At 72.5% G+C, this 19,590-nt stretch carries 19 protein-coding genes; 11 read left to right on the forward strand and 8 right to left on the reverse strand.

The window, feature by feature from the left end:
- Nucleotides 1–2 precede the first annotated feature (2 nt).
- From AB0I42_RS07360 to AB0I42_RS07375, 4 genes are all read left to right on the forward strand, one after another.
- Nucleotides 3–836, forward strand: a complete 834-nt coding sequence (locus AB0I42_RS07360) for a hypothetical protein (protein WP_357535042.1) — start codon at nt 3–5, stop codon at nt 834–836.
- 116 nt (nt 837–952) lie between these two features.
- Nucleotides 953–2,209 carry a serine--tRNA ligase gene (gene serS / locus AB0I42_RS07365; RefSeq protein WP_357535044.1) on the forward strand — a complete coding sequence of 419 codons (1,257 nt, stop codon included), beginning with the start codon at nt 953–955 and terminating at the stop codon, nt 2,207–2,209.
- Between the two features lie 151 nt (nt 2,210–2,360).
- A complete protein-coding gene (locus AB0I42_RS07370) occupies nt 2,361–3,182 on the forward strand; it encodes an HAD family hydrolase (RefSeq protein WP_357535046.1) in 822 nt (273 codons plus the stop codon).
- On the forward strand, nt 3,182–4,006 hold the full coding sequence (locus AB0I42_RS07375) for an HAD family hydrolase (protein ID WP_357535048.1): 825 nt from the start codon (nt 3,182–3,184) through the stop codon (nt 4,004–4,006). Before AB0I42_RS07370 ends, AB0I42_RS07375 begins: the two co-directional genes overlap by 1 nt.
- A gap of 36 nt (nt 4,007–4,042) precedes the next feature.
- Here the strand turns inward: AB0I42_RS07375 and AB0I42_RS07380 are convergent, their stop codons facing one another.
- Nucleotides 4,043–4,648 (reverse strand): bacterial proteasome activator family protein, encoded by a 606-nt coding sequence (locus AB0I42_RS07380; RefSeq protein ID WP_357535050.1) that lies wholly within the window; start codon nt 4,646–4,648, stop codon nt 4,043–4,045.
- 238 nt (nt 4,649–4,886) lie between these two features.
- On the opposite strand from AB0I42_RS07380, the gene AB0I42_RS07385 reads away from it, so the two are divergent.
- Nucleotides 4,887–5,675 (forward strand): alpha/beta hydrolase, encoded by a 789-nt coding sequence (locus tag AB0I42_RS07385; RefSeq protein ID WP_357535052.1) that lies wholly within the window; start codon nt 4,887–4,889, stop codon nt 5,673–5,675.
- Nucleotides 5,676–5,763: 88 nt separating this feature from the next.
- A complete protein-coding gene (locus tag AB0I42_RS07390) occupies nt 5,764–6,960 on the forward strand; it encodes an ABC transporter substrate-binding protein (RefSeq protein WP_357535053.1) in 1,197 nt (398 codons plus the stop codon).
- Between the two features lie 27 nt (nt 6,961–6,987).
- Here AB0I42_RS07390 and ddaH read toward each other — a convergent pair whose 3' ends face one another.
- Nucleotides 6,988–7,821 (reverse strand): dimethylargininase, encoded by an 834-nt coding sequence (ddaH, locus tag AB0I42_RS07395; protein ID WP_357535055.1) that lies wholly within the window; start codon nt 7,819–7,821, stop codon nt 6,988–6,990.
- A gap of 59 nt (nt 7,822–7,880) precedes the next feature.
- Between ddaH and AB0I42_RS07400 the strand changes: the two genes are divergently transcribed.
- Together AB0I42_RS07400 and AB0I42_RS07405 are read left to right on the forward strand one after the other, a co-directional pair.
- Nucleotides 7,881–8,342, forward strand: coding sequence for an Lrp/AsnC family transcriptional regulator (locus AB0I42_RS07400; protein ID WP_357535056.1), 462 nt, complete (start codon nt 7,881–7,883; stop codon nt 8,340–8,342).
- 54 nt (nt 8,343–8,396) lie between these two features.
- Nucleotides 8,397–10,385, forward strand: coding sequence for a beta-propeller domain-containing protein (locus tag AB0I42_RS07405; RefSeq protein WP_357535058.1), 1,989 nt, complete (start codon nt 8,397–8,399; stop codon nt 10,383–10,385).
- A gap of 68 nt (nt 10,386–10,453) precedes the next feature.
- Here AB0I42_RS07405 and AB0I42_RS07410 read toward each other — a convergent pair whose 3' ends face one another.
- The gene (locus AB0I42_RS07410; RefSeq protein WP_357535060.1) at nt 10,454–11,500 is read right to left on the reverse strand and encodes a hypothetical protein; all 1,047 of its coding nucleotides are present in this window, start codon (nt 11,498–11,500) and stop codon (nt 10,454–10,456) included.
- Nucleotides 11,501–11,613: 113 nt separating this feature from the next.
- Nucleotides 11,614–12,540 carry a PHB depolymerase family esterase gene (locus AB0I42_RS07415; RefSeq protein ID WP_357535061.1) on the reverse strand — a complete coding sequence of 309 codons (927 nt, stop codon included), beginning with the start codon at nt 12,538–12,540 and terminating at the stop codon, nt 11,614–11,616.
- An 83-nt stretch (nt 12,541–12,623) separates the two neighbouring features.
- Between AB0I42_RS07415 and AB0I42_RS07420 the strand changes: the two genes are divergently transcribed.
- Complete coding sequence (locus tag AB0I42_RS07420; RefSeq protein WP_357535063.1) at nt 12,624–13,196, forward strand: PadR family transcriptional regulator; 573 nt, start codon at nt 12,624–12,626, stop codon at nt 13,194–13,196.
- Nucleotides 13,197–13,244: 48 nt separating this feature from the next.
- Nucleotides 13,245–15,530: an FdhF/YdeP family oxidoreductase gene (locus AB0I42_RS07425; RefSeq protein WP_357535065.1), complete on the forward strand. Its 2,286-nt coding sequence runs from the start codon at nt 13,245–13,247 to the stop codon at nt 15,528–15,530.
- Here the strand turns inward: AB0I42_RS07425 and AB0I42_RS07430 are convergent.
- A complete protein-coding gene (locus tag AB0I42_RS07430; RefSeq protein WP_357535066.1) occupies nt 15,490–15,729 on the reverse strand; it encodes a DUF6457 domain-containing protein in 240 nt (79 codons plus the stop codon). The genes AB0I42_RS07425 and AB0I42_RS07430 overlap by 41 nt on opposite strands.
- Nucleotides 15,726–16,706 (reverse strand): NTP transferase domain-containing protein, encoded by a 981-nt coding sequence (locus AB0I42_RS07435; RefSeq protein WP_357535068.1) that lies wholly within the window; start codon nt 16,704–16,706, stop codon nt 15,726–15,728. Before AB0I42_RS07435 ends, AB0I42_RS07430 begins: the two co-directional genes overlap by 4 nt.
- 117 nt (nt 16,707–16,823) lie before the next feature.
- Here AB0I42_RS07435 and fdhD point away from each other — a divergent pair, with 117 nt between their 5' ends.
- The gene (gene fdhD / locus AB0I42_RS07440) at nt 16,824–17,669 is read left to right on the forward strand and encodes a formate dehydrogenase accessory sulfurtransferase FdhD (RefSeq protein ID WP_357535070.1); all 846 of its coding nucleotides are present in this window, start codon (nt 16,824–16,826) and stop codon (nt 17,667–17,669) included.
- A gap of 6 nt (nt 17,670–17,675) precedes the next feature.
- On the opposite strand, the gene AB0I42_RS07445 is transcribed toward fdhD, so the two are convergent.
- The gene (locus AB0I42_RS07445; protein WP_357535072.1) at nt 17,676–18,824 is read right to left on the reverse strand and encodes a DUF4192 domain-containing protein; all 1,149 of its coding nucleotides are present in this window, start codon (nt 18,822–18,824) and stop codon (nt 17,676–17,678) included.
- A gap of 101 nt (nt 18,825–18,925) precedes the next feature.
- Nucleotides 18,926–19,438 (reverse strand): GNAT family N-acetyltransferase, encoded by a 513-nt coding sequence (locus AB0I42_RS07450; protein WP_357535073.1) that lies wholly within the window; start codon nt 19,436–19,438, stop codon nt 18,926–18,928.
- Nucleotides 19,439–19,590 lie beyond the last annotated feature (152 nt).

Raw genomic sequence — 19,590 nt, forward strand, 5'->3', positions numbered from 1 at the left:
GCATGTCCCAGGATCCTCCGACGCCGCCCGCCGACGTTCACCCCGCAGTCGCGCAGTGGGGAGACGACGAACCGGCCGGCGGTAGCCGGGCCGGCCGACTGCTCGCCGCCGTCGGGCGGGACCGCCGGCTCGCCCCCGTCGTCGGCGGGTTGAGCCTGCTGGCCGTCTTCGCCTCGTTCGCCGGCGAATGGGTGATCGCCACCCTGGACATCGGCGGGATCGGCAGCGAACCCCTGGTCCTCACCGCCGGACTGGTCCGGATGGACGCGATCGGAGCCGGATACCTGCTGGGTGTCTTCGTGGTCGTCGGCTGCACCGCGCTGGCTCTCTTCGGCGACGCCACGGTACGCCACAACGCCCGGGTCGTCGGCCTCGCCGCCGGCGGCACCACCATCGCCGTCCTGGTCGCCGCCACGACAGTGGGCGAGCAGGCCGTGGACCGCTCCTACTTCGCACCGCAGGGCTCCATCGACGTCGACCAGGGGCGCGGGCTGGTGATGGCGTTCGTCGGCACCATCGGGCTGCTGCTCACCCTCTACCTGATCGGGCGGCTGGCACCCGCCGCCGCGCGCTTCGCCCCGGCCGGGCAGGGCCCCGGCACCGGTCGGGCCGCGACCGACCCCACCGATCTGGGCGATCCCGGTCCGGCAGGACCCGGCCCGGCAGAACCTGGCCCGGCAGGACCCGGTCCGGCCAACCCCGGCCCGGCCGGCGACTGGCCCTGGCGCCGGCCGCGGCGGTCGCCCGAGCCGGCCGATCCCGACGGACCCATGATCGACGTAACGGTCACCCCGGCCACGCCGTTCATCCGCCCGGACCGGGGCGACCCCCGCTGACCGGCACCGCCGGCGTCGACCGGCGCGGGCGTACCGGTGCGCGGGCGCCGACGTCCACCCGCGCCACGGACATATCCCCGTGAGTGCGTCGGCGGACACCGGTAGGCTCAGCACCCGTGATTGATCTGCGCCTGCTTCGCGACGACCCCGATGCCGTACGAGCCAGCCAGCGGATTCGCGGCGAGTCCGAGTCGGCGGTCGACGAACTGCTGCGCGCCGACGAGGAGCGTCGGGCCGCCGTGCAGCGGTTCGAGGCGCTACGCGCCGAGCAGAAGCAGCTCGGCAAGCAGATGCCGAAGGCCAGCGGTGACGAGAAGACCGCGCTGTTGGCGCGTACCAAGGAGCTTTCGGCCGAGGTGAAGGCGGCCGAGGCCGCCGCCGGCCAGGCCGAGCAGGAGCTGCGCCGGGCACACCTGGCCATCCCCAACGTCGTGCAGGAGGGTGCGCCGGCGGGCGGCGAGGACGACTTCGTCGTACTGCGTGAGGTCGGCGACCGGCCGCGGTTGGAGAATCCACGCGACCATCTCGAACTGGGCGAGGCGCTGCGCGCCATCGACGTCGAACGCGGCGCCAAGGTGTCGGGCAGCCGGTTCTACTACCTGACCGGGGTCGGTGCGCTGCTCCAGCTCGGCCTGCTCCAGCTCGCGATCGCCCAGTCGGTCGAATACGGCTTCACCCCGGCGATCCCGCCGGTGCTGGTCAAGCCGGAGTCGATGGAGGGGACCGGGTTCCTCGGCGCCCACGCCAGCGAGGTCTACCGGCTGGAGGCCGACGACCTCTTCCTGGTCGGCACCAGCGAGGTGCCGCTGGCCGCCTACCACTCGGGCGAGATCCTGTCGCTCGACGAGCCGGCGCGCTACGCCGGCTGGTCGTCGTGCTTCCGCCGCGAGGCCGGGTCGTACGGCAAGGACGTGCGCGGCATCCTGCGGGTGCACCAGTTCGACAAGGTCGAGATGTTCTCCTACTGCCGGCCGGAGGAGGCCGCCGCCGAACACCTGCGCCTGCTGGCGTGGGAGGAGGAGATGCTGGCCAAGGTCGAGGTGCCCTACCGGGTCATCGACGTCGCGGCGGGCGACCTGGGCAGCAGCGCGGCCCGCAAATACGACTGCGAGGCGTGGGTGCCGTCGCAGGGCCGCTACCGCGAGGTCACCTCGACCTCGAACTGCACCACCTTCCAGGCCCGGCGGCTCAACATCCGCTACCGCGACGAGGACGGCCGCCCACAGATGGCGGCGACGCTCAACGGCACCCTGGCCACCACCCGCTGGCTCATCCCGATCCTGGAGAACCACCAGCAGCCGGACGGCTCGGTGCGGGTCCCCAAGGCGCTCCAGCCGTACCTGGGCGGAAAGGACGTACTGGAACCTCGGTGACGTGCGCAGTTGATCCGTACTTCGCCAGGAAGTCATGGCTGCGTCGCGGAGCGCGAGGTACGGTTGCTGCCCCGCCGTCGCAGGACGGATCCGCCCCGGAGCCACGCCTGCGAAGGGCCGGTCCAGGCCCCCCGGCGGTGAAGGAGGAGCCATGCCGCGACCCGGGCTGCCGAAGCTGATCGCCACCGACCTCGACGGAACGCTCGTCCGCAGCGACGAGACGGTGTCCGCCTACACCCACGAGGTCCTCGACCGGGTACGCGCCGCCGGCATCCCGATCGTCGGGGCGACCGGACGCGGCCCGCGGCTGACCGAACTGACCCGCAACGACATCCGTGCCGCCGACTACCTGGTGATGGCCGGCGGCGGCCGGGTCGTCGACCAGGTCGACCCGACCAGCCCGGTCGTGCTCCGCGACGAGCGGCTGAGCGCCGCCGTGCTCACCGAACTGCTGAACGCCCTGGAAGACGCGGTCGGCCCGCTGACCGTGATGGTCGAGGCGCTCGACGGGCACGAAGAGCCGCTGTGGGGCGACTTCGACCCGTCGTGGCCCTACCCGGAGCGGTTCCAGGCCCGCAGCCGGGCGGAGTGCCTGTCCGTCGACGTGATCAAGGCGTTCGCGCGTACCGCCGACCACGACGTCGACGCCCTGCTCGACGCCGCCCGGCGGATCATCCCGGTGACCCATGCCACGGTGACCCAGGCCGGGCTGGGCTTCATCGAGATCCTGCCGCCCGGGGTCGACAAGGCCAGCGGCCTGTCGGTGGTCGCCGGGGCGCTCGGCGTCGACCCGGCCGAGGTGCTGGTCTTCGGCGACATGCCCAACGACCTGCCGATGTTCGAGTGGGCCGGCTGGGGACGGGTCGCGGTCTCCAACGCCCACCCGACCGTACGGCGGGCCGCCGACGAGATCGCGCTGCGCAACGACGACGACGGGGTGGCGGTCTACCTCGATCGACTACTGTCCCGTTGATGGGAACACTGCCCCGACTGATCGCAACCGACCTCGACGGCACGCTACTGCGCGCGGACCGCACGGTCAGCGCCCGTACCGCCGAGACGCTGGAGCGGATGTCGGCGGCAGGCACCCACGTCGTCGCGGTCACCGGCCGCCCGGTCCGCTGGCTGGCCGGAGTCTTCGAGCAGCTCAAGGCGCCGCTGCCAGCCGTCTGCGCGAACGGCGCGGTGGTCTACGACCCCGTCGGCGACGAGATCCTGCGCGCCGACCCGCTCGCCCCCGACCTGCTGGCCGAGGTGGCCCGGCGGCTGCGGGCCGAGATTCCCGACGTGATGTTCGCGGTCGAGATCGAAGACGGCCGGCGGATGCTCCACGAGGCGGCCTGGCCGACGCTCTGGGAGGACGGCGACCCCTCGATCCGCCTCGTCGACCTGCCCGACGACCTGCTGACCGCGCCCGCGGTCAAGCTGCTCGCCCGGGCCACCGCCCACCAGGACCCGGACGCCTTCGTCAGGCTCGTCGCGGGCGCGCTCGCCGGGGTGGCCGAGGCCACCCACTCGTCGCGGTCGGGGCTGGTCGAGATCTCGGCGGCCGGGGTGACGAAGGCGGCCGGGCTGGCCTGGCTGTGCACCCGGTACGGGGTGACCGCCGACGAGGTGGTCGCCTTCGGCGACATGCCCAACGACGTACCGATGCTCACCTGGGCCGGCACGGCGGTCGCGGTGGCCAACGCCCACCCGGCCGTACGCGAGATCGCCGACCGGGTGACGCTGTCGCACGAAGAGGACGGCGTGGCCGCGTACCTGGAAAAGTTGCTCGCCGACGCGGACCGTAACTGACCGCCGCCGGCGCGGGCCGGCGGCGGTCGAAACGTGCTACAGGTACTGGCCGGTGCTGTGGCCGTTGTCGGCCCCCGGGGCACCGGGCATCCCCGGCATCATCTGCGCTCCGCCCGGGCCGACCGGCAGCGCCGCCCGCCCGCCCTGGCGCATCTGCTCCAGCTGAAGGCGGGCCGCCATCTGCTGGGCCACCAGCGTCGCCTGGATGCCGTGGAAGAGCCCTTCCAACCAGCCGACGAGCTGGGCCTGGGCCACCCGCAACTCACCCTCGCTCGGGGTGGCACCCTGCTCGAACGGCAACGACAGCCGGTCCAGTTCCTCGCGCAGCTCAGGGGCCAGGCCGTCCTTGAGTTCGGCGATCGACCGCTGGTGGATCTCGCGCAGCCGGTGCCGGCTGGCCTCGTCCAGCGGCGCGGCGCGGACCTCCTCCAGCAGCTGCTTGATCATGCTGCCGACCCGCATCACCTTGGCCGGCTGCTCGATCAGACGACCCGGGTCTTCCTCGCCGTCTCCGTCGCCGTCGGCCTCGACTGTGCCGACCGGCCGTCCGTCCGGTCCGACCACGACAACCGTGGAGGGCCGACCGGCGCCCGGCCGGGCCGCCTCGTCGTTTTCCTCAGGGGTACGGGGCTCCTCGGTCATCTGGTTCCCTCGCTTCGCTCGGTCATGCGACACCTCACTTCGCTCGGCGATCGCACGACTGCTGACTGCGCCGGCTGATTTCCTCGCTCCGCTCGGTCATCACCCCATCTTCGCGCAGCGGCGACGGGGGGCGGGGCGCGGGTCGGACTGGTGCATGATCCCGGTGATCAGGGGCTGGCAGACCCGACGCGCCGCCGACACGCGCGACGTAGTCCCTGATCACGGGGACCATGGGGGGATGAGCAGTGATCCACGTTCCGTACTCAGCCGCCCCGCGCCGCCGCCGGACGCGACCGTCCGCTACGGCGGGCACCCGGACCAGATCGCCGACGTACGACTGCCGGGCGGGACGGGTCCGGTCCGGCCGCTCATCGTGGTCGTGCACGGCGGGTTCTGGCGGGCCGAGTACGACCGTACCCACACCGGTCCCCTCGCCGCCGACCTGGCCGGCCGGGGCTATCCGGTCGCGCAGCTGGAGTACCGGCGTACCGGACAGCCCGACGGTGGCTGGCCCACCACCCTCGACGACGTCGCGGCCGGCATCGACGCCCTGCCCCGGCTGGTCGCCGAACTCGGGGTCGCCGACGGCGGGCCACCGATCCTGCTCGGTCACTCGGCCGGCGGGCACCTGGCCCTGTGGTACGCCGCCCGGACCGCCACCGAGCTGCGCGGGGTGGTGGCTCTCGCCCCGGTCGCGGACCTGGCCGAGGCGTACCGGCTCGACCTGGACGGCGGCGCGGTGGCCGACCTGCTCGGCGGCGGGCCGGACGAGGTGCCCGACCGGTATGCGCTGGCGGACCCGTCCGCCCCGGCGCTACCCGTACCCGGATCACCGTGCGTGATCATCCATGGTCTGGCGGACGTGCAGGTGCCGGTCGGGATCAGCCGCCGGTACGTCGACTCGCTGGCCGGGCGCGGCGCCGAGATCACGCTCGTCGAGCTGCCCGATGTAGAACATTTCGGGCTCATTGATCCGGCCTCCGCGGCCTGGCCCGAGGTCACAGCCGGGTTGCTGACCCTGCACTGACGATCAACTTGCATTGACGCAGCGTCGTGAGAGGGGTAGAACGCCGGAGGGGCCGTGAGCAGGCCCACGACCAACGGGAGGCAGTCGCGTGTCGCACCTCGATCGCCGGCAGGCACTCAAACTCCTCACAGCGCTCGGCGCGGGTGGGTTTGTCGCCGCTTGCGGCGCCGACGGCGACCCGGAGACGGGCGATCCGGTGAGCGACGTACCGGTCAAAATCGGTCTGGTGGCCCCGCAGACCGGTGGCTACAAGCCGATCGGCGACGAGATCGTCAACGGCTTCCAGCTCTTCCTCGACCTCAACGGGCGGCGGCTCGGCGGCCACCCGGCCGAACTCCTGATCGTCGACGAGGGGGAGACCCCGGAGGCTGGGCGGACCGCGGTCGAAGGGCTGCTCCAGCAGGACGTGCTCGCCCTGACCGGGGTGGCCAACTCGTCGGTGATGCTCGGCATCAGGGACGTCGTCGAGCAGGCCCGGGTGCCCCTGATCGGCTCCGACGCCTCCCCGTCGACCATGCAGGGCGTCGTCTACATCTGGCGCACCTCGTACGTCAACGACGAACCCGGCCGCGCCCTCGGGCCGTACGTGGCCGACCAGGTGTCCAGCGCCGGCCGGGTGGCGATGATCGCGCCGGACTATCCGGCCGGCCGGGACGCGGTCACCGGATTCCGGGAGGGTTTCGGGGCGTCCGACCCGCGCATCTCGTCCCCGGTCATCTGGACCACGTTCACCACCAGCCCGGGCCGGGACTTCTTCGCGTCCGACATCGCCCAGCTCCGGGCGCTGAACCCGGAGGCGGTCTTCTGCTTCTACGCCGGCAACGCGGCCGTCGAGTTCATCAAGCAGCTTCGGGCCGCGGGCTATCGCAAGGTCGTCTACGCGCCCGGTTTCCTGACCGAGGGCACCGTGCTGGACGAGCTGGGTAGGGACGCGGAGAACATCTTCACCGCGCTGAACTACTCCGCCGACATCAACAACGCCGCCAACCGGCGGTTCGCGTCGAGCTACCGCAAGAGCCACGGGTCGTCGCCGACCACCTACGCCATGGCGTCGTACGACGCGGCGCAGGTGCTCGACAAGGCGATCCGGCTGGTCGGCGACGACCTGAACCCGCAGCAGGTCAACCTGGCGCTGGGCCGGGTCGGCCAGATCGACAGCCCGCGCGGCCCGTGGCAGTTCAACCAGCCGCGCACCCCGCAGCAGATGTGGTATCTGCGCGAGGTGCGCCGCGACGGTCAGGTGCTGTCGAACGTGCTGATCACCGAGCTGGCGACGCTGGGCTGAGCCACCGGACGGGGTGGCGCCGGGAGGTCAGGGACGCAGCTCGGCGACGCAGCACTTGATGCTGCCGCCGCCTTTCTTCAGCTCGGCGAGTTCGACCGGCACCGGCCGGTAGCCGGCGGCGGCCAGCTGTTCGGCCAGACCGGTCGCCTCAGCCGGCAGCACCACGTTGCGCCCGTCGCTGACCAGGTTGAGGCCGAAGGCCAGCGCGTCCGCGTCCGCGGCGACGACCGCGTCCGGGAAGAGCTGACGCAGCACCGCCTGCGAGGCCGACGAGAACGCCGTCGGGAAGTAGGCGATGTTGCTGTCGTCGATCGAGGCCAGCGCCGTGTCGAGGTGGTAGAAGCGCGGGTCGGTCAGATGCAGCGACACCACCGGGCGGGCGAGCACCTCCTGTGCCTCGGCGTGCGCGGCCGGGTCGGTCCGGTAGCCGTAGCCGGCCAGGACGAGTCCGCCGTACGCCTCGGGCAGGTAGGCGAAGTCGCCCTCGCCCTCGTTGGTCTCGCTCGGCGCGACGTATCGCCAGCCGAGCCGATCGTAGAACTCCCGGTGCAGGGCGGCCTCGGCCGTACGCTGCGGATGCTTGAAGCGGGCGCCGTAGACGGTGCCGTCGACGCTGAACGCCCCGTTGGCGGCGAACACCATGTCGCGCAGGCCCGGCTCGGGCGGCAGGACGTGCACCTCGTGCCCGAGGGAGAGCAGCGTCTCGCGCAGGCCGGTCCACTGTTTCAGGGCCAGCTCGGTGTCGACCGGCGTGGCCGTGTCCATCCACGGGTTGATGGCGTATTCCACCGCGAAGTGCTCAGGCGGGCAGATGAGGTATGTCCGCTTCCGAGGCATCCGATGCTGGGTCACGGAAACCAAGGGTAGGTAGGCTGTTACGCCGATAACAGCCGCGATTATTGCTTCCAAGGGGCGAAACATTGCAGATGGACAGCGTCGATCAGCGGATCGTTGCGTCACTTGTGGCTGACGCGCGAGCCTCGTACGCGGAGATCGGTGCCCGCGTCTCCCTCTCCGCACCGGCGGTGAAACGACGGGTCGACCGGCTCCGATCGGCCGGCGTGATCAAGGGATTCACCGCGGTCGTCGACCCGGCAGCGGTCGGGTGGACCACCGAGGCGTTCGTCGAACTCTTCTGCACCGGCCGGACCACCCCCGCCCAGCTCACCGTCGCGACCCGGCGGCACCCCGAGGTGGTCGGCGCGTACACGGTCTCCGGTGAGGCCGACGCGCTCGTTCACCTGCGGGCGGCCGACATCGCCCACCTGGAGCAGGCCCTCGAACGGCTGCGCGCCGAACCGTTCGTCACCTCGACCCGGAGCATGATCGTGCTGTCCCGGCTGGTCGACTCGCCCGCCGTGGTGCCCGGCACATCGGTCTGAAAGTCGCCCCGGATTGGAGGGAACGGCCGGGCCACGGGTTACGTCGTACCCCGCATGAGACCAGAAGGCCGGGTCCGACGGCGGTCCCGGAGCGCCGCCACCGGCGTGCTCGTCGGACTCACCCTCCTGGCCGGATGCACGTCGGCGTCACCGCGACCGGCGCCCGTCGACCCGGGCGTGCCCGGCGGCGGATTCCGGCTCGTCGCGTTCGACTCGTGCGCCGAGGCGCTGGCCGGGCTGCGGACGGCCGCCCGGGCGTACGTCGGCCCCTGGGGTTTCGGCGGCTCGGTCCGGGCCGACATGGCCGGCGGCGGGCGGGAAGCGGTGACCGCCGAGCGGGCCGCTCCCGGTGCCGCGGCGCCGGACCCGCCCGCCTTCTCCGGCACGAACACCCACGAGGCCGGTGTCGACGAGCCCGATCTGGTCAAGACCGACGGCCGGCGCATCGTCACGGTCGGCGGCGGGGTGCTGCACGTCGTCGATCCGGCGACCCGCCGGGTCACCGGCCGGCTCGACCTCGGCACGTCCACCGACGACCCGGCCCGGTGGGCCGACGCCAGCCTGCTGCTGCACGGCGACCGGGCGCTCGTCCTGGTGCCCGAACCGTGGGCCGCCCGCCCGGTCGGCATCGTCCCGGGTCGCCCGGGTCCGACGACCCCGTTGCCGGAGGGTACGCCGACCGGCCCGCGCCTGGTCCTCGTTGACCTCGCCGGACAGCCGAGGGTGGTCAGCGACTTCCGCGTCGACGGCGGACTGGTCGACGCGCGCCAGGTCGGCGCCACCGCCCGGGTCGTGGTGCGCTCGGCACCCCGGCTCGACTTCCCGTCGGTCGACCAGGGTTCCAACGACGAACGGCTCGCCGCCAACCAGGCGGTGATCGACCGGGCGCCGATCGAGGACTGGTTGCCCCGCTGGGCGGTCACCGACGATGGCCGGACCAGCACCGGAAGCGTCGACTGTGGACAGGTGACCCGGCCGGCGACGTACTCCGGCACCTCGATGGTGACCCTGTTCAGCTTCGATCTCGCGGCCACCACGCTCGGCGCCGGGTCGCCGGTCACCGTCGTCGCCGACGGCGACACCGTCTACTCCAACGGCGCCAACCTCTACATCGCCAGCGACCAGCGCTGGCGCCTCCTGCCGACACTCCAGGAACGGGACCGCGACCCGAAGCCCGAGGATCAGCGGACCGAGATCTACCAGTTCGACACCACCGGGCCGGACCGGCCGCGCTACGTCACCGCCACCTCGGTGCCCGGCTGGCTGATCAACCAGTACGCCATGTCGGAGTGGAACGGCCATCTGCGGGTCGCCACCACAAGTGGCCGGGACTGGGGGGCGCGGCCGAAGTCCACCTCCTCGGTGTACGTGCTCCGCGCCGACGGCGGCACCCTGCGGGAGACCGGTCGGGTCACCGGGCTCGGCCCCGGCGAGCGCATCTACGCCGTACGTTTCGTGGCCGGCACCGGATACGTGGTGACGTTCCGGGAGACCGACCCGCTCTACACGGTCGACCTGCGCGACCCCGACCGGCCGAAGGTCCTCGGTGAGCTGAAGATCCCCGGCTACTCCGCCTATCTGCACCCGGTCTCGGACAGCCGGCTGCTCGGGATCGGCCAGGACGCCACCGAGGAGGGCCGGCGGCAGGGCACCCAGGTCTCGTTGTTCGACGTCGGCGACCTGGCCCGGCCGACCCGCCTCGCCCAGCACCACGTACGCAACGGCAACTCGGAGGCCGAGTTCGACCCGCACGCGTTCCTCTACTGGCCCGCGGCACGGCTGGTGGTGGTGCCGTTGACGACGTACGACCCGGGCCGGCGGGGCGCACCGGACGCCGGGGCGCTGGCGCTGCGGGTGTCCGACGACGGATTCAGCCCGGTCGGCACGGTGCGGCATTCGGCGTCCACACCGGACATCCACGGGACCGGCGTGATCCGGCGTTCGCTGGTGGTCGGTGACGTGCTGTGGACCGTCTCCGACAGTGGCCTGCAGGCCAACAATCTATCCACACTGGACACCCTGGGCTGGGTGCCGACGACCTGATTCCCCCTCCCCCGGACGGTGGGGCCCGGTCTCGGGGTTTCCGGGCCCCACCGTCCGTCAAGCGGAGGTCAGAGATACATCCCGGTGCGGTGGCCGCCGGTGTCACGCTGGGCCGGCTTGTCGGCGTCGCCGAAGAACCGCTTGCCGCCGAACTCGCCGTGCAACCGGTCGTCGAGTTCGTCGGCCAGCCCCATCATCACCTGCACCGCGAGCATCAGGTGGGTGGCCTGGAAGTTGCGGCCGAAGACCGGGATCGACGCCCAGACCGTGTCGTTGACGCAGTAGAGGCGACCGATCGGCATCCGGTTGGTCAGCTCGGACAGCTTGACGTAGAGCTGCTCGGTCGGCTCGACCTCGGTCAGCACCGGCGAGAAGACGTCGACGAGCGGCGGATTGTCGCGTACGCGTACGAAGACCATCGCCGAACCGGCGCGGATGCCGATGTCGCCGTCCGCGTCGACCTGCAGCTCCTCCGGCGGGGTCTTGAGCAGGGTGGCGACGACGGTACGGACCCGCTCGGCGAGGTCGAGCTGCTCCTCGCTGGCCGGAACCGTGCTGGGTGCGCCGGCGAGCGCGTTGTCGAGATCGAAGCCGTGGTCCTCGGGGCGCAGCTCGTGCCGGGCGGTGCCCAGCGGGTCGGCCGGGATCGGCTCGTCGTCGGCGTCGTGCACCAGGTAGACGAGGAAGGCGGGATGCGGGGCGTGGTAGACGTCGCGCAGGGTGCGGGAGACGGTGACGGCCAGGCCGCCGGCCTCGGCGCGGGTGGCCTGGATGCCGAACGAGTCGCCGGATCCCTCGACCACTCCGGGCGGCGACCAGCCGAGCGCGACCAGGTCGGCGACGGCCGTCCGGTCCATCCGGTAGCCGGCGGGCAGAGCGGCGTTGCCGACCGCGAGCGCACCGAGCCGGTCCTGCTCGTCGATGCGGATGCTGACCGAGTAGACGGCGTCGCCGGTGCCGGACGCGGTCGGGTCGAGGGTGAGGTCGACCTGCGCACCGGCCGGCAGGGTACGCAACGAGTCGGCGAGCGCCTGCGCGAAGTCCTGCCACGCCTGCGTCACCTTCGCCCGTAGGTCGGAAGTGCTCGGATCGTCGAGCAGGATGTGCTCCGTCATGACATCTCACTCCGCTCGCCCATGATCGCCTCCGGCCGTCGTGCATACCCTACCCAGCGCGAGCGGCCGTCGACATGCCCCGCTTCGGCCGGTGGATCGGCCCTGACGAAGGCTCAGCGGCGGTGCCGGACGAAGAAGTCCCAGATCACCTCGTTGGCGTCGACGGCGACCGGCGGGTAGGCGGGTGATCCGGGCCAGGCGTGCCCCATGTCGGTGACGACGTAGTCGACGATCTCACTGCCGTCGGCGCACTTCGCGGTGGTCCGCCCGATGCCGCGGCCGGGGTCGACGAAGGCCGGGCGGCCCGGCCGGCAGGCGAGGTTGTCCCGCCACCGGCCGATGCCCTCGATCATGCTGGCGTGGGACCGGTCCGACGTGCCGACGAAGGTGATCACGGAAACCGGCCGGGGTGGTTTGTAGCCGCTGTCGTCGTACGCCCGACCGCCGGTGAAGCCGCCGCTGACCGGTGCCACGGCGGCGAAGACGTCGCTGCCCTCCACCGCCAGCTTCCAGGCCATGTTGGCCCCGGCGGAGAAGCCGGTGGCGTAGACCCGGGCCGGGTCGACGCCCCAGGTGGCGACGAGTTCGCCGACCAGGTGGCGGAGGAATCCGACGTCGTCGGCGTCGGTGCAGCAGCCGATGCCGTTCCACGCCCGCTGCGGTGCGTTGGGATAGGCGACCAGGAACCCGTGACGGTCGGCGGTGGCGTCCAGCCGGCTCGTCTCCCGTACGGCGGTGGCGTTGCTGGGCCGGCCGTGCAGCACCACGACGAGCGGCGTTGGGGTGCCGGGCCGGTAGCCGGGTGGGGCGTGCAGGAGGGTGTCCCGGGTCCGGCCCTCCCAGGGCAGGTGCAGGGTGTGGTCGCCGGGAGCCGGTGACGGCGGTGGAGCGGTGGGCGTATCCGATCGGGTCGCCGGCGCGGTGGTGGCCGGCGCGGCGGCCCCCGTTGGGGCGGCGGGTCCGGGGTCCGGACCGCCGCAGCCGGCCGCGCCGGCCGCGAGCACCAACACGTACGCGATGAGCCGCGTGATCCGTCGCATGGCGCCCCTCCTCCTCTATGTCACTTCTGACATGGCACTATGTCAACCCAGACATAGTTACGTCGTCGCCGGGAGGTAACGGTTTGGCCACCGTCAGCACGCTCGGCTACGCGCTGCTGTGCGTGCTCCACCGCGGGCCACTCACCGGCTACGACATCGTGCGGCGGATGCGGCGACCGATCGGCTACTACTGGACCGCACAGCAGAGCCAGATCTATCCCGAACTGGCCCGCCTGTCGGCCGCCGGCCTCATCGAGCACGAGGCGGACAGCGGACCCGGACCACGGCAGCGCAAGACCCACCGGCTCACCACCGCCGGCCGGGAAGCACTCGCCGAGTGGCTGGTGCGACCCGCGGTCGTACGCCCGCCACGCGACGAGACCGTGCTCCGGACGTACGCGCTGGCCATGGCCGACCCGACCGCGATGCGGGAGATGTACCTCGCCGAGGCGGAAACGTACGAACGCCAACTGGCCGACTTCACCGGGCAGCACGCCGAACTCGCCGCCCGCGGCGCCGGCGATCCCACCCATCCGGAATTCGGCGCGTACGCCACCCTGGAGTTCGCCCTGCTGCGGTACCCGTCCCGCATCCAGTGGTGCCGATGGATCGCCGACCGGCTCGCCGAGCTGGCCAGCCGAAACGCCAAGCCGTAGGCCGATCGGCCATCGACCCCGACCGGCAGGCTGTGAGATGGTTCAGGCATGGCGAAGAAGCCGCCGCGCGACGACGCCGGCGACCGTGACCTGCGGATCAGCCCACCGAAGCGGTCGGCCGCCGGGCTCCCCGGCGTCACCCACGCGCTCGCCGACGGGCTCGCCCAGATGGGCGTACGGCGCACCGCGCTGACCCTGCTCAAGATCAACCAGGCCGACGGGTTCGACTGCCCCGGCTGCGCCTGGCCCGAGCCGGCACCCGCCAAGCGGTCCCATGCCGAGTTCTGCGAGAACGGCGCCAAGGCCGTCGCCGAGGAGGCGACGCTGCGCCGGATCGGCCCCGACTTCTTCGCCGCCCACCCGATTTCCGAACTCGCCGGGAAGTCCGACCACTGGCTCGGCCAGCAGGGCCGGCTCACCACACCGATGGTCCGCCGCCCCGGCACCGACCACTACACGCCGATCGCCTGGGACGAGGCGTTCGAACTCACCGCCTCCCACCTGCGGGCCGCCGCGCCGGACGAGGCGCTGTTCTACACCTCCGGCCGTACGTCGAACGAGGCCGCCTTCCTCTACCAGTTGCTCGCCCGCGCCCACGGCACCAACAACATGCCGGACTGCTCCAACATGTGCCACGAGTCGTCCGGCGTGGCCCTGACCGGCACCATCGGCATCGGCAAGGGGTCGGTCACCCTCGACGACATCCACCGGGCCAAACTGATCGTCGTCGTCGGGCAGAACCCCGGCACCAACCACCCCCGGATGCTCTCCGCCCTCGAACACGCCAAGCGGACCAACGGCACGAAGATCATCGCCGTCAACCCGCTGCCCGAGGCCGGCCTCCGCCGCTTCCGCAACCCGCAGCGGCCGGACGGCATCGTCGGGCCGGGCACCGCGCTCGCCGACGAGTTCCTGCAGATCCGGGTCGGCGGCGACCTCGCCCTCTTCCAGGCGATCGGGGCCCTGCTGGTCGAGTGGGACGCCGTCGACCCGGCCTTCGTCGCGGCCCACACCACCGGCCACGACGACTACGTCGACGCGCTGCGCAAACTCGACTGGGACGACGTGATCGCCTCGACCGGCCTGACCCGGGCCGAGATCGAGACCGCGGCCCGGATGTTCGCCGACTCCGAAGCCACGATCGTCTGCTGGGCGATGGGCCTCACCCAGCGCCGCGACTCGGTCGGCGCCATCCGCGAGATCGTCAACGTGCAACTCCTGCGCGGCATGCTCGGCAAGCCCGGCGCCGGCCTCTGCCCGGTCCGCGGCCACTCCAACGTCCAGGGCGACCGGACCATGGGCATCTGGCACGAGACGCCGTCGTGGGCCGGCCGGCTCGGCGAGTTGCTGTCGGTCGACATACCGACCCGGCACGGGTACGACACCGTCGAGGCGATCCGGGCGATGCGCGACGGCCGGGCAAAGGTCTTCGTCGCCCTGGGCGGCAACTTCGCCGCCGCCACCCCGGACACCGACGTGACGCTGGCCGCCCTGCGGTCCACCCCGCTGACCGTCCACGTGTCGACGAAGCTCAACCGCTCGCACGTCGTACCCGGAGAGACGTCGCTGATCCTGCCCTGCCTCGGCCGGACCGAACGGGACGTGCAGGCGTCCGGCGAGCAGTTCGTCACCGTCGAGGACTCGATGTCGGCGGTGCACTCGTCCCGGGGCCGGCTCGCCCCGGCCTCCGAATCGCTGCTGTCGGAGATCTCGATCGTGGCCCGGCTGGCCCGGGCACTCATGCCGGACTCGACCATCCCGTGGGAGACGTACGAGGCCGACTACCGGGCGATCCGCGAGGTCATCGCCGCCGTCGTACCCGGCTTCGAGAACTTCGAGGCCCGGGTGTCGCGACCCGGCGGCTTCACGCTGCCGCACCCGCCCCGCGACCGGCTGGCCTTCGACACTCCGTCCGGCCGGGCCCACTTCACCGTCAACGAACTGTCGGTGATCCGGGTGCCGGAAGGGCGACTGCTGCTCCAGACGATGCGCAGCCACGACCAGTACAACACCACCATCTACGGAATGGACGACCGCTACCGGGGCGTCAAGGCCGGCCGGCGGGTGGTGTTCGTCAACCCCGACGACCTGGCCGCACTGGGGTTCACCGACGGCCAACTCGTCGACATCGTGTCGGAATGGTCCGACGGGGTCGAACGGCGGGCACCGGCGTTCCGGGTGGTCTCCTACCCGTCGGCGCGCGGCTGTGCCGCGACCTACTTCCCCGAGGCGAACGTGCTGGTGCCGCTCGATTCGACCGCGGTCGGCTCGAACACACCGACCTCGAAGCAGATCATCGTTCGGCTGGAGCCTGCTCCAGCGCCAGCGTGCTGAGGCGGGCCGCCGCCCAGGCCGGGTCGGCACCGCGACCGACGGCCAGACCCAGCAGGTAGGCGGTCACCGGGGCGCCCGGCCGGATCACGTGGTGCGCGACGTCGCGGGCCAGGTCCAACACCACCGGTACGTCGACCTCGGCCGGATCGAGTCCCAGTTCGGCGCAGGCGGTCGTGACCCAGTCGTCCAGTGTCGTCATCGCGTCCACTCCTCCGCCCGCCGTACGTCGTCGACAGTGTCGCAGTCGAACCATGGCGGCGGGGCGTTCCCGGGCCCGGTCGGGCTGTTCTCCTCCCGACCGGTCGGGTCGTTCCTCTCCGGACCGGTCGGGTCGGGCCGGCCCGGGCTGCCGGAGCCGGTCCCCCACGTCACCTCGGTGACGTCGAGCCCGTCGAGCAGTGCGCGCATCGACGCGCCGACCAGCGTCCCGCCCCGGGCCTCGGCGAGCCGGGCCGTCGCGGCCAGCAGCGAGTCGATCCGCCACACACCGCACAGCAGTTGCCGGCGGCCGTTCCCGTCGACGAAGAGCGCCCCGTCGCGGGTGCAGTGCCGACGCAGCGACGCCACCGCCTCCGCGGTGAGGAACGGCAGGTCGGCGGCGAGCACCGCGACCAGTTCCGGCCGGGGCGCGGTGTGGGTGAGGTGTGGCGCGGAGGGGGCGACGACCGCCTCGGGCCGGGCAACGGCCACGGCCGGGTGGGCGATCGGCGCGACCGGCCACGGGTGCGAGCCGGGCAGGGCGGTCGGGGTCGGGGTCGGGGTCGGGGTGACCGTGACAGACGGGTCGGCCGTGGACAGGTCGGCGGTGTCTCCGGTGGAAAGGTCGGAGATGTCTGTGCCGGGCCGGGCGGGCGCCGCCATGGCCAGTCGGGCGAGGCCGGCGGCCAGCGCGGCGACCGGTCCGGAGCCCGGTGGGTCCTCCCGGGCGGTCAGCACCCCGGCCGGCAGGCCGTCCGGGGGACCGACGACGATCCGTGGATGTGCGTCGGCGACGGCGGCGAGGACGCGGTCCCGCATCGGTCGGCCACCGACCGGTACGGCCGGCTTGTCGACCCCGGCCATCCGGCGGGCAGCCCCACCGGCGAGCAGCACCGCCGCGTACTGGTCCACCGCCCCACGGTAGCCGCCCCGCACCTCGTCCCGATCGGGGTACGCGGCGGTGTTTCCGGGCTGCATGATCGTCTGCGGGTGAGGCGTTCCGGGTCCGGCGTGTCGACGGTCTGAGCCGCAGACGATCGAGACGCCACGGCCGGGGCAGGGCCGGCACGCCGTCCGGCGAGGCAAGATGGCGGGATGGGACGGGCGACGGATCGGCGTACGGTGCTGCGGATCGACACTGCGGCGCAACCCGCCGCCCGGCGCCGGCCGGACGCGCTCAGCGCCGAGGAACCGCTGGAGATCCGGGTCGGCCGGGCCGGTCCCGACCGGCGGCGCCCGCTCGCCGTGACGATGCGTACGCCGGGCGACGACCTCGACCTGGCGATGGGTTTCCTGCTGACCGAGGGCCTGATCGGGGCCACCGACGACGTGGTGACCGCCCAACTGTGCGCCGGCACCGACACCCCGAACACCTACAACGTCGTCGACGTGGTGCTTGCCGACGGGCTGCCGGAGCCGCAGACCGACCCGTCCCGCAACTTCTACACGACCAGTTCGTGCGGGGTGTGTGGCAAGGCGAGCATCGACGCGATCCGTACCCGATCGCGGTTCGCCGTCGACACCGATCCGCTGACGGTGCCGGCGGACCTGCTGACCGTGCTGCCCGACCGGTTGCGGGCGGCGCAGCGGGCGTTCGACCGCACCGGTGGACTGCACGCCGCCGGCCTGTTCACCGGGGACGGGGACCTCGTCGTGCTGCGCGAGGACGTCGGCCGCCACAACGCGGTCGACAAGGTGGTGGGCTGGGCACTCCGGGAACAGCGCCTGCCGCTGCGGGACCATCTGCTGCTGGTTTCCGGGCGGGCCAGTTTCGAGCTGACCCAGAAGGCGTGGATGGCCGGGATTCCGCTGCTGGCGGCGGTGTCCGCGCCGAGCACGCTCGCCGTCGACCTGGCCGCCGAGGCCGGCATGACACTGGTCGGCTTCCTGCGCGGCACCACGATGAACGTCTACACCCGGCCGGACCGGATCACCACGTAGGGACGGTCAGGTGCCGATCCGGCGGCGGCGGGTCCGGCGGCGTGCGGGTCCGGCGGAACGCCGAGGGGGCATGCGGCCACCGGCCTGTGGCCACTCGGCGAGCATCGAGGGCGGGGTTCCCAGTTGCAGCGCCTCGTCGATCAACAGCGCCATGGAGTAGCCGGGTTCGGCGTGCAACGCCCGGTCGATCGCGACGCTCGCCAGCGCGCCGTTGCCGGCCCGCCAGGCGGCGAACGCGAGCAGGCTCGCGGGGGCGGCGGCGAGTCCGGGCTCCACCCGTCGCACCACGTCCGTCCACATCGTCACCTGCCAGTCGTCGTCGCCGATGCGTTCCCAGGCGTGGTCCCGGACCGGCAGGTGCGGCAGGAGCACGGTCAGCCAGGCCAGCTCGTCGTCGGTGAGCCGCCCCTGCTCCCGGTGCCGGGTCATCGCGGCCCGTACGGCGGCCTCGCCCGCGGTGCGCACCACCCGGTCGGCCGTCGTCGGCGGAGCCGCCCCGTCGACCAGTTCGCGGAGCCGGTTGTCGGCGCGGCGGGTGGCCTGCCGCATCGACTCGCGGGCCGGCCCGACGACCGGGGCGACCTGGTTGGCCAGCGCCGCCCGATCGGGGAGCGCGACCTGGCCGGCGAAGGTGGCGGCGGCCGCCACCTCGGTTGCCGCCGGGTCGTAGGCGGTGCCCTCGGCGGGACAGCAGTCGACGGCGTCGCACAGGTACGACCAGTAGCGGCCCTCGGTCACCCGCAGCGCCTCCAGCACGCGCAGCCGGGCTTCACGCAGCGCCGTCCCGACCAGTTCGACGGTCGAAGTGACCCGGGTCGCGGCACCGTAGCCGACGATCATGGCGCTGTCGGCCTGCTGCCTGGCGACGACCAGGGCGAGATGCCGGGCGGTGGCGTCCCGGGCCGGGGCGGACGCGCCGGGCGCGGGCAGGTCGCCCCGAGCCGCGAAGACGATCTTCGAGCCGCGAAGTGCCACCACCACGACGCTGTCGGCCGGGTGGAACCCGATCAGGTAGGGCACGGCGGCGAGGAGGTCGGCGGGCGAGCGCACGGAGAGCTTCGGCGCCGGCGGCGGCCCGGACCGGGCGTCGGGGCCGGGGCCGGGGCCGGTGGACGGCGGCTGGTCGGGCGGGGACGGGGGATCGGTCAGGGTCATGCCGAGCAGCCTGGCCCGGCCGCCCGTTGATCGGAATGCGCTGCCCCGCACCTGTGGACGACACGCCGGTCATCCACAGTCACGCAGAGTATTGTCGCTGCTCAGGACCGAAACCGCACCCCGTGAAGTGCGACGTCGTCGCGGTCGCCACCGCCACCACCCGGATGCAGGTCGAGGGTCAGCTCGACGGCGGACAGCACGTCGTAGCCGGCCGCGTGCAGGCAGCGCAGCGCCTGCTCGTTGCGGGCCTGCGGGCGTACCGTCAGCTTGTCCAGACCCCGGCGGCGGGCCTCGTCGGCGACCCGGCGGAGCAGCGCGCGACCGACTCCCCGGCTGCGATGGGTCCGGGCCACCACCACCGGTTCGACCTGTCCCGACGACCCGTCCATGATCAGACCGACCAGGCCGACCACGCCGTCGACCGGGTGTTCGGCGACCCACACGCCGGACAGGTCGAGCCTGGTCAGGTATTCCTCGAACGCCGCACCCGGGTCGGCGCCGCCGTGCCCCGGATCGGCGTAGAGCACGCCGTGGTGGGTGGCCAGTTCGGCGCAGAGACTCCGGCCGGCTCCATGGTCGGCGGGCCGGTACGGGCGGATCGCGATCTCGTTCATAACGCCTGCTCACTTCGCTCGCGGTCGCCATGATTCGATCTGAGCTTGCCGATTCCTTCACTACGCTCGCTCATACCTCTTCTCTACCCCCGAATCGGCCGCCGCGATACCACCTGGGGAGCACAGATTTGGCTGGGCAACGGTTAGGTTGC

The sequence above is a fragment of the Polymorphospora sp. NPDC050346 genome (assembly GCF_040655695.1).
GTDB lineage: Bacteria > Actinomycetota > Actinomycetes > Mycobacteriales > Micromonosporaceae > Polymorphospora > Polymorphospora lycopeni.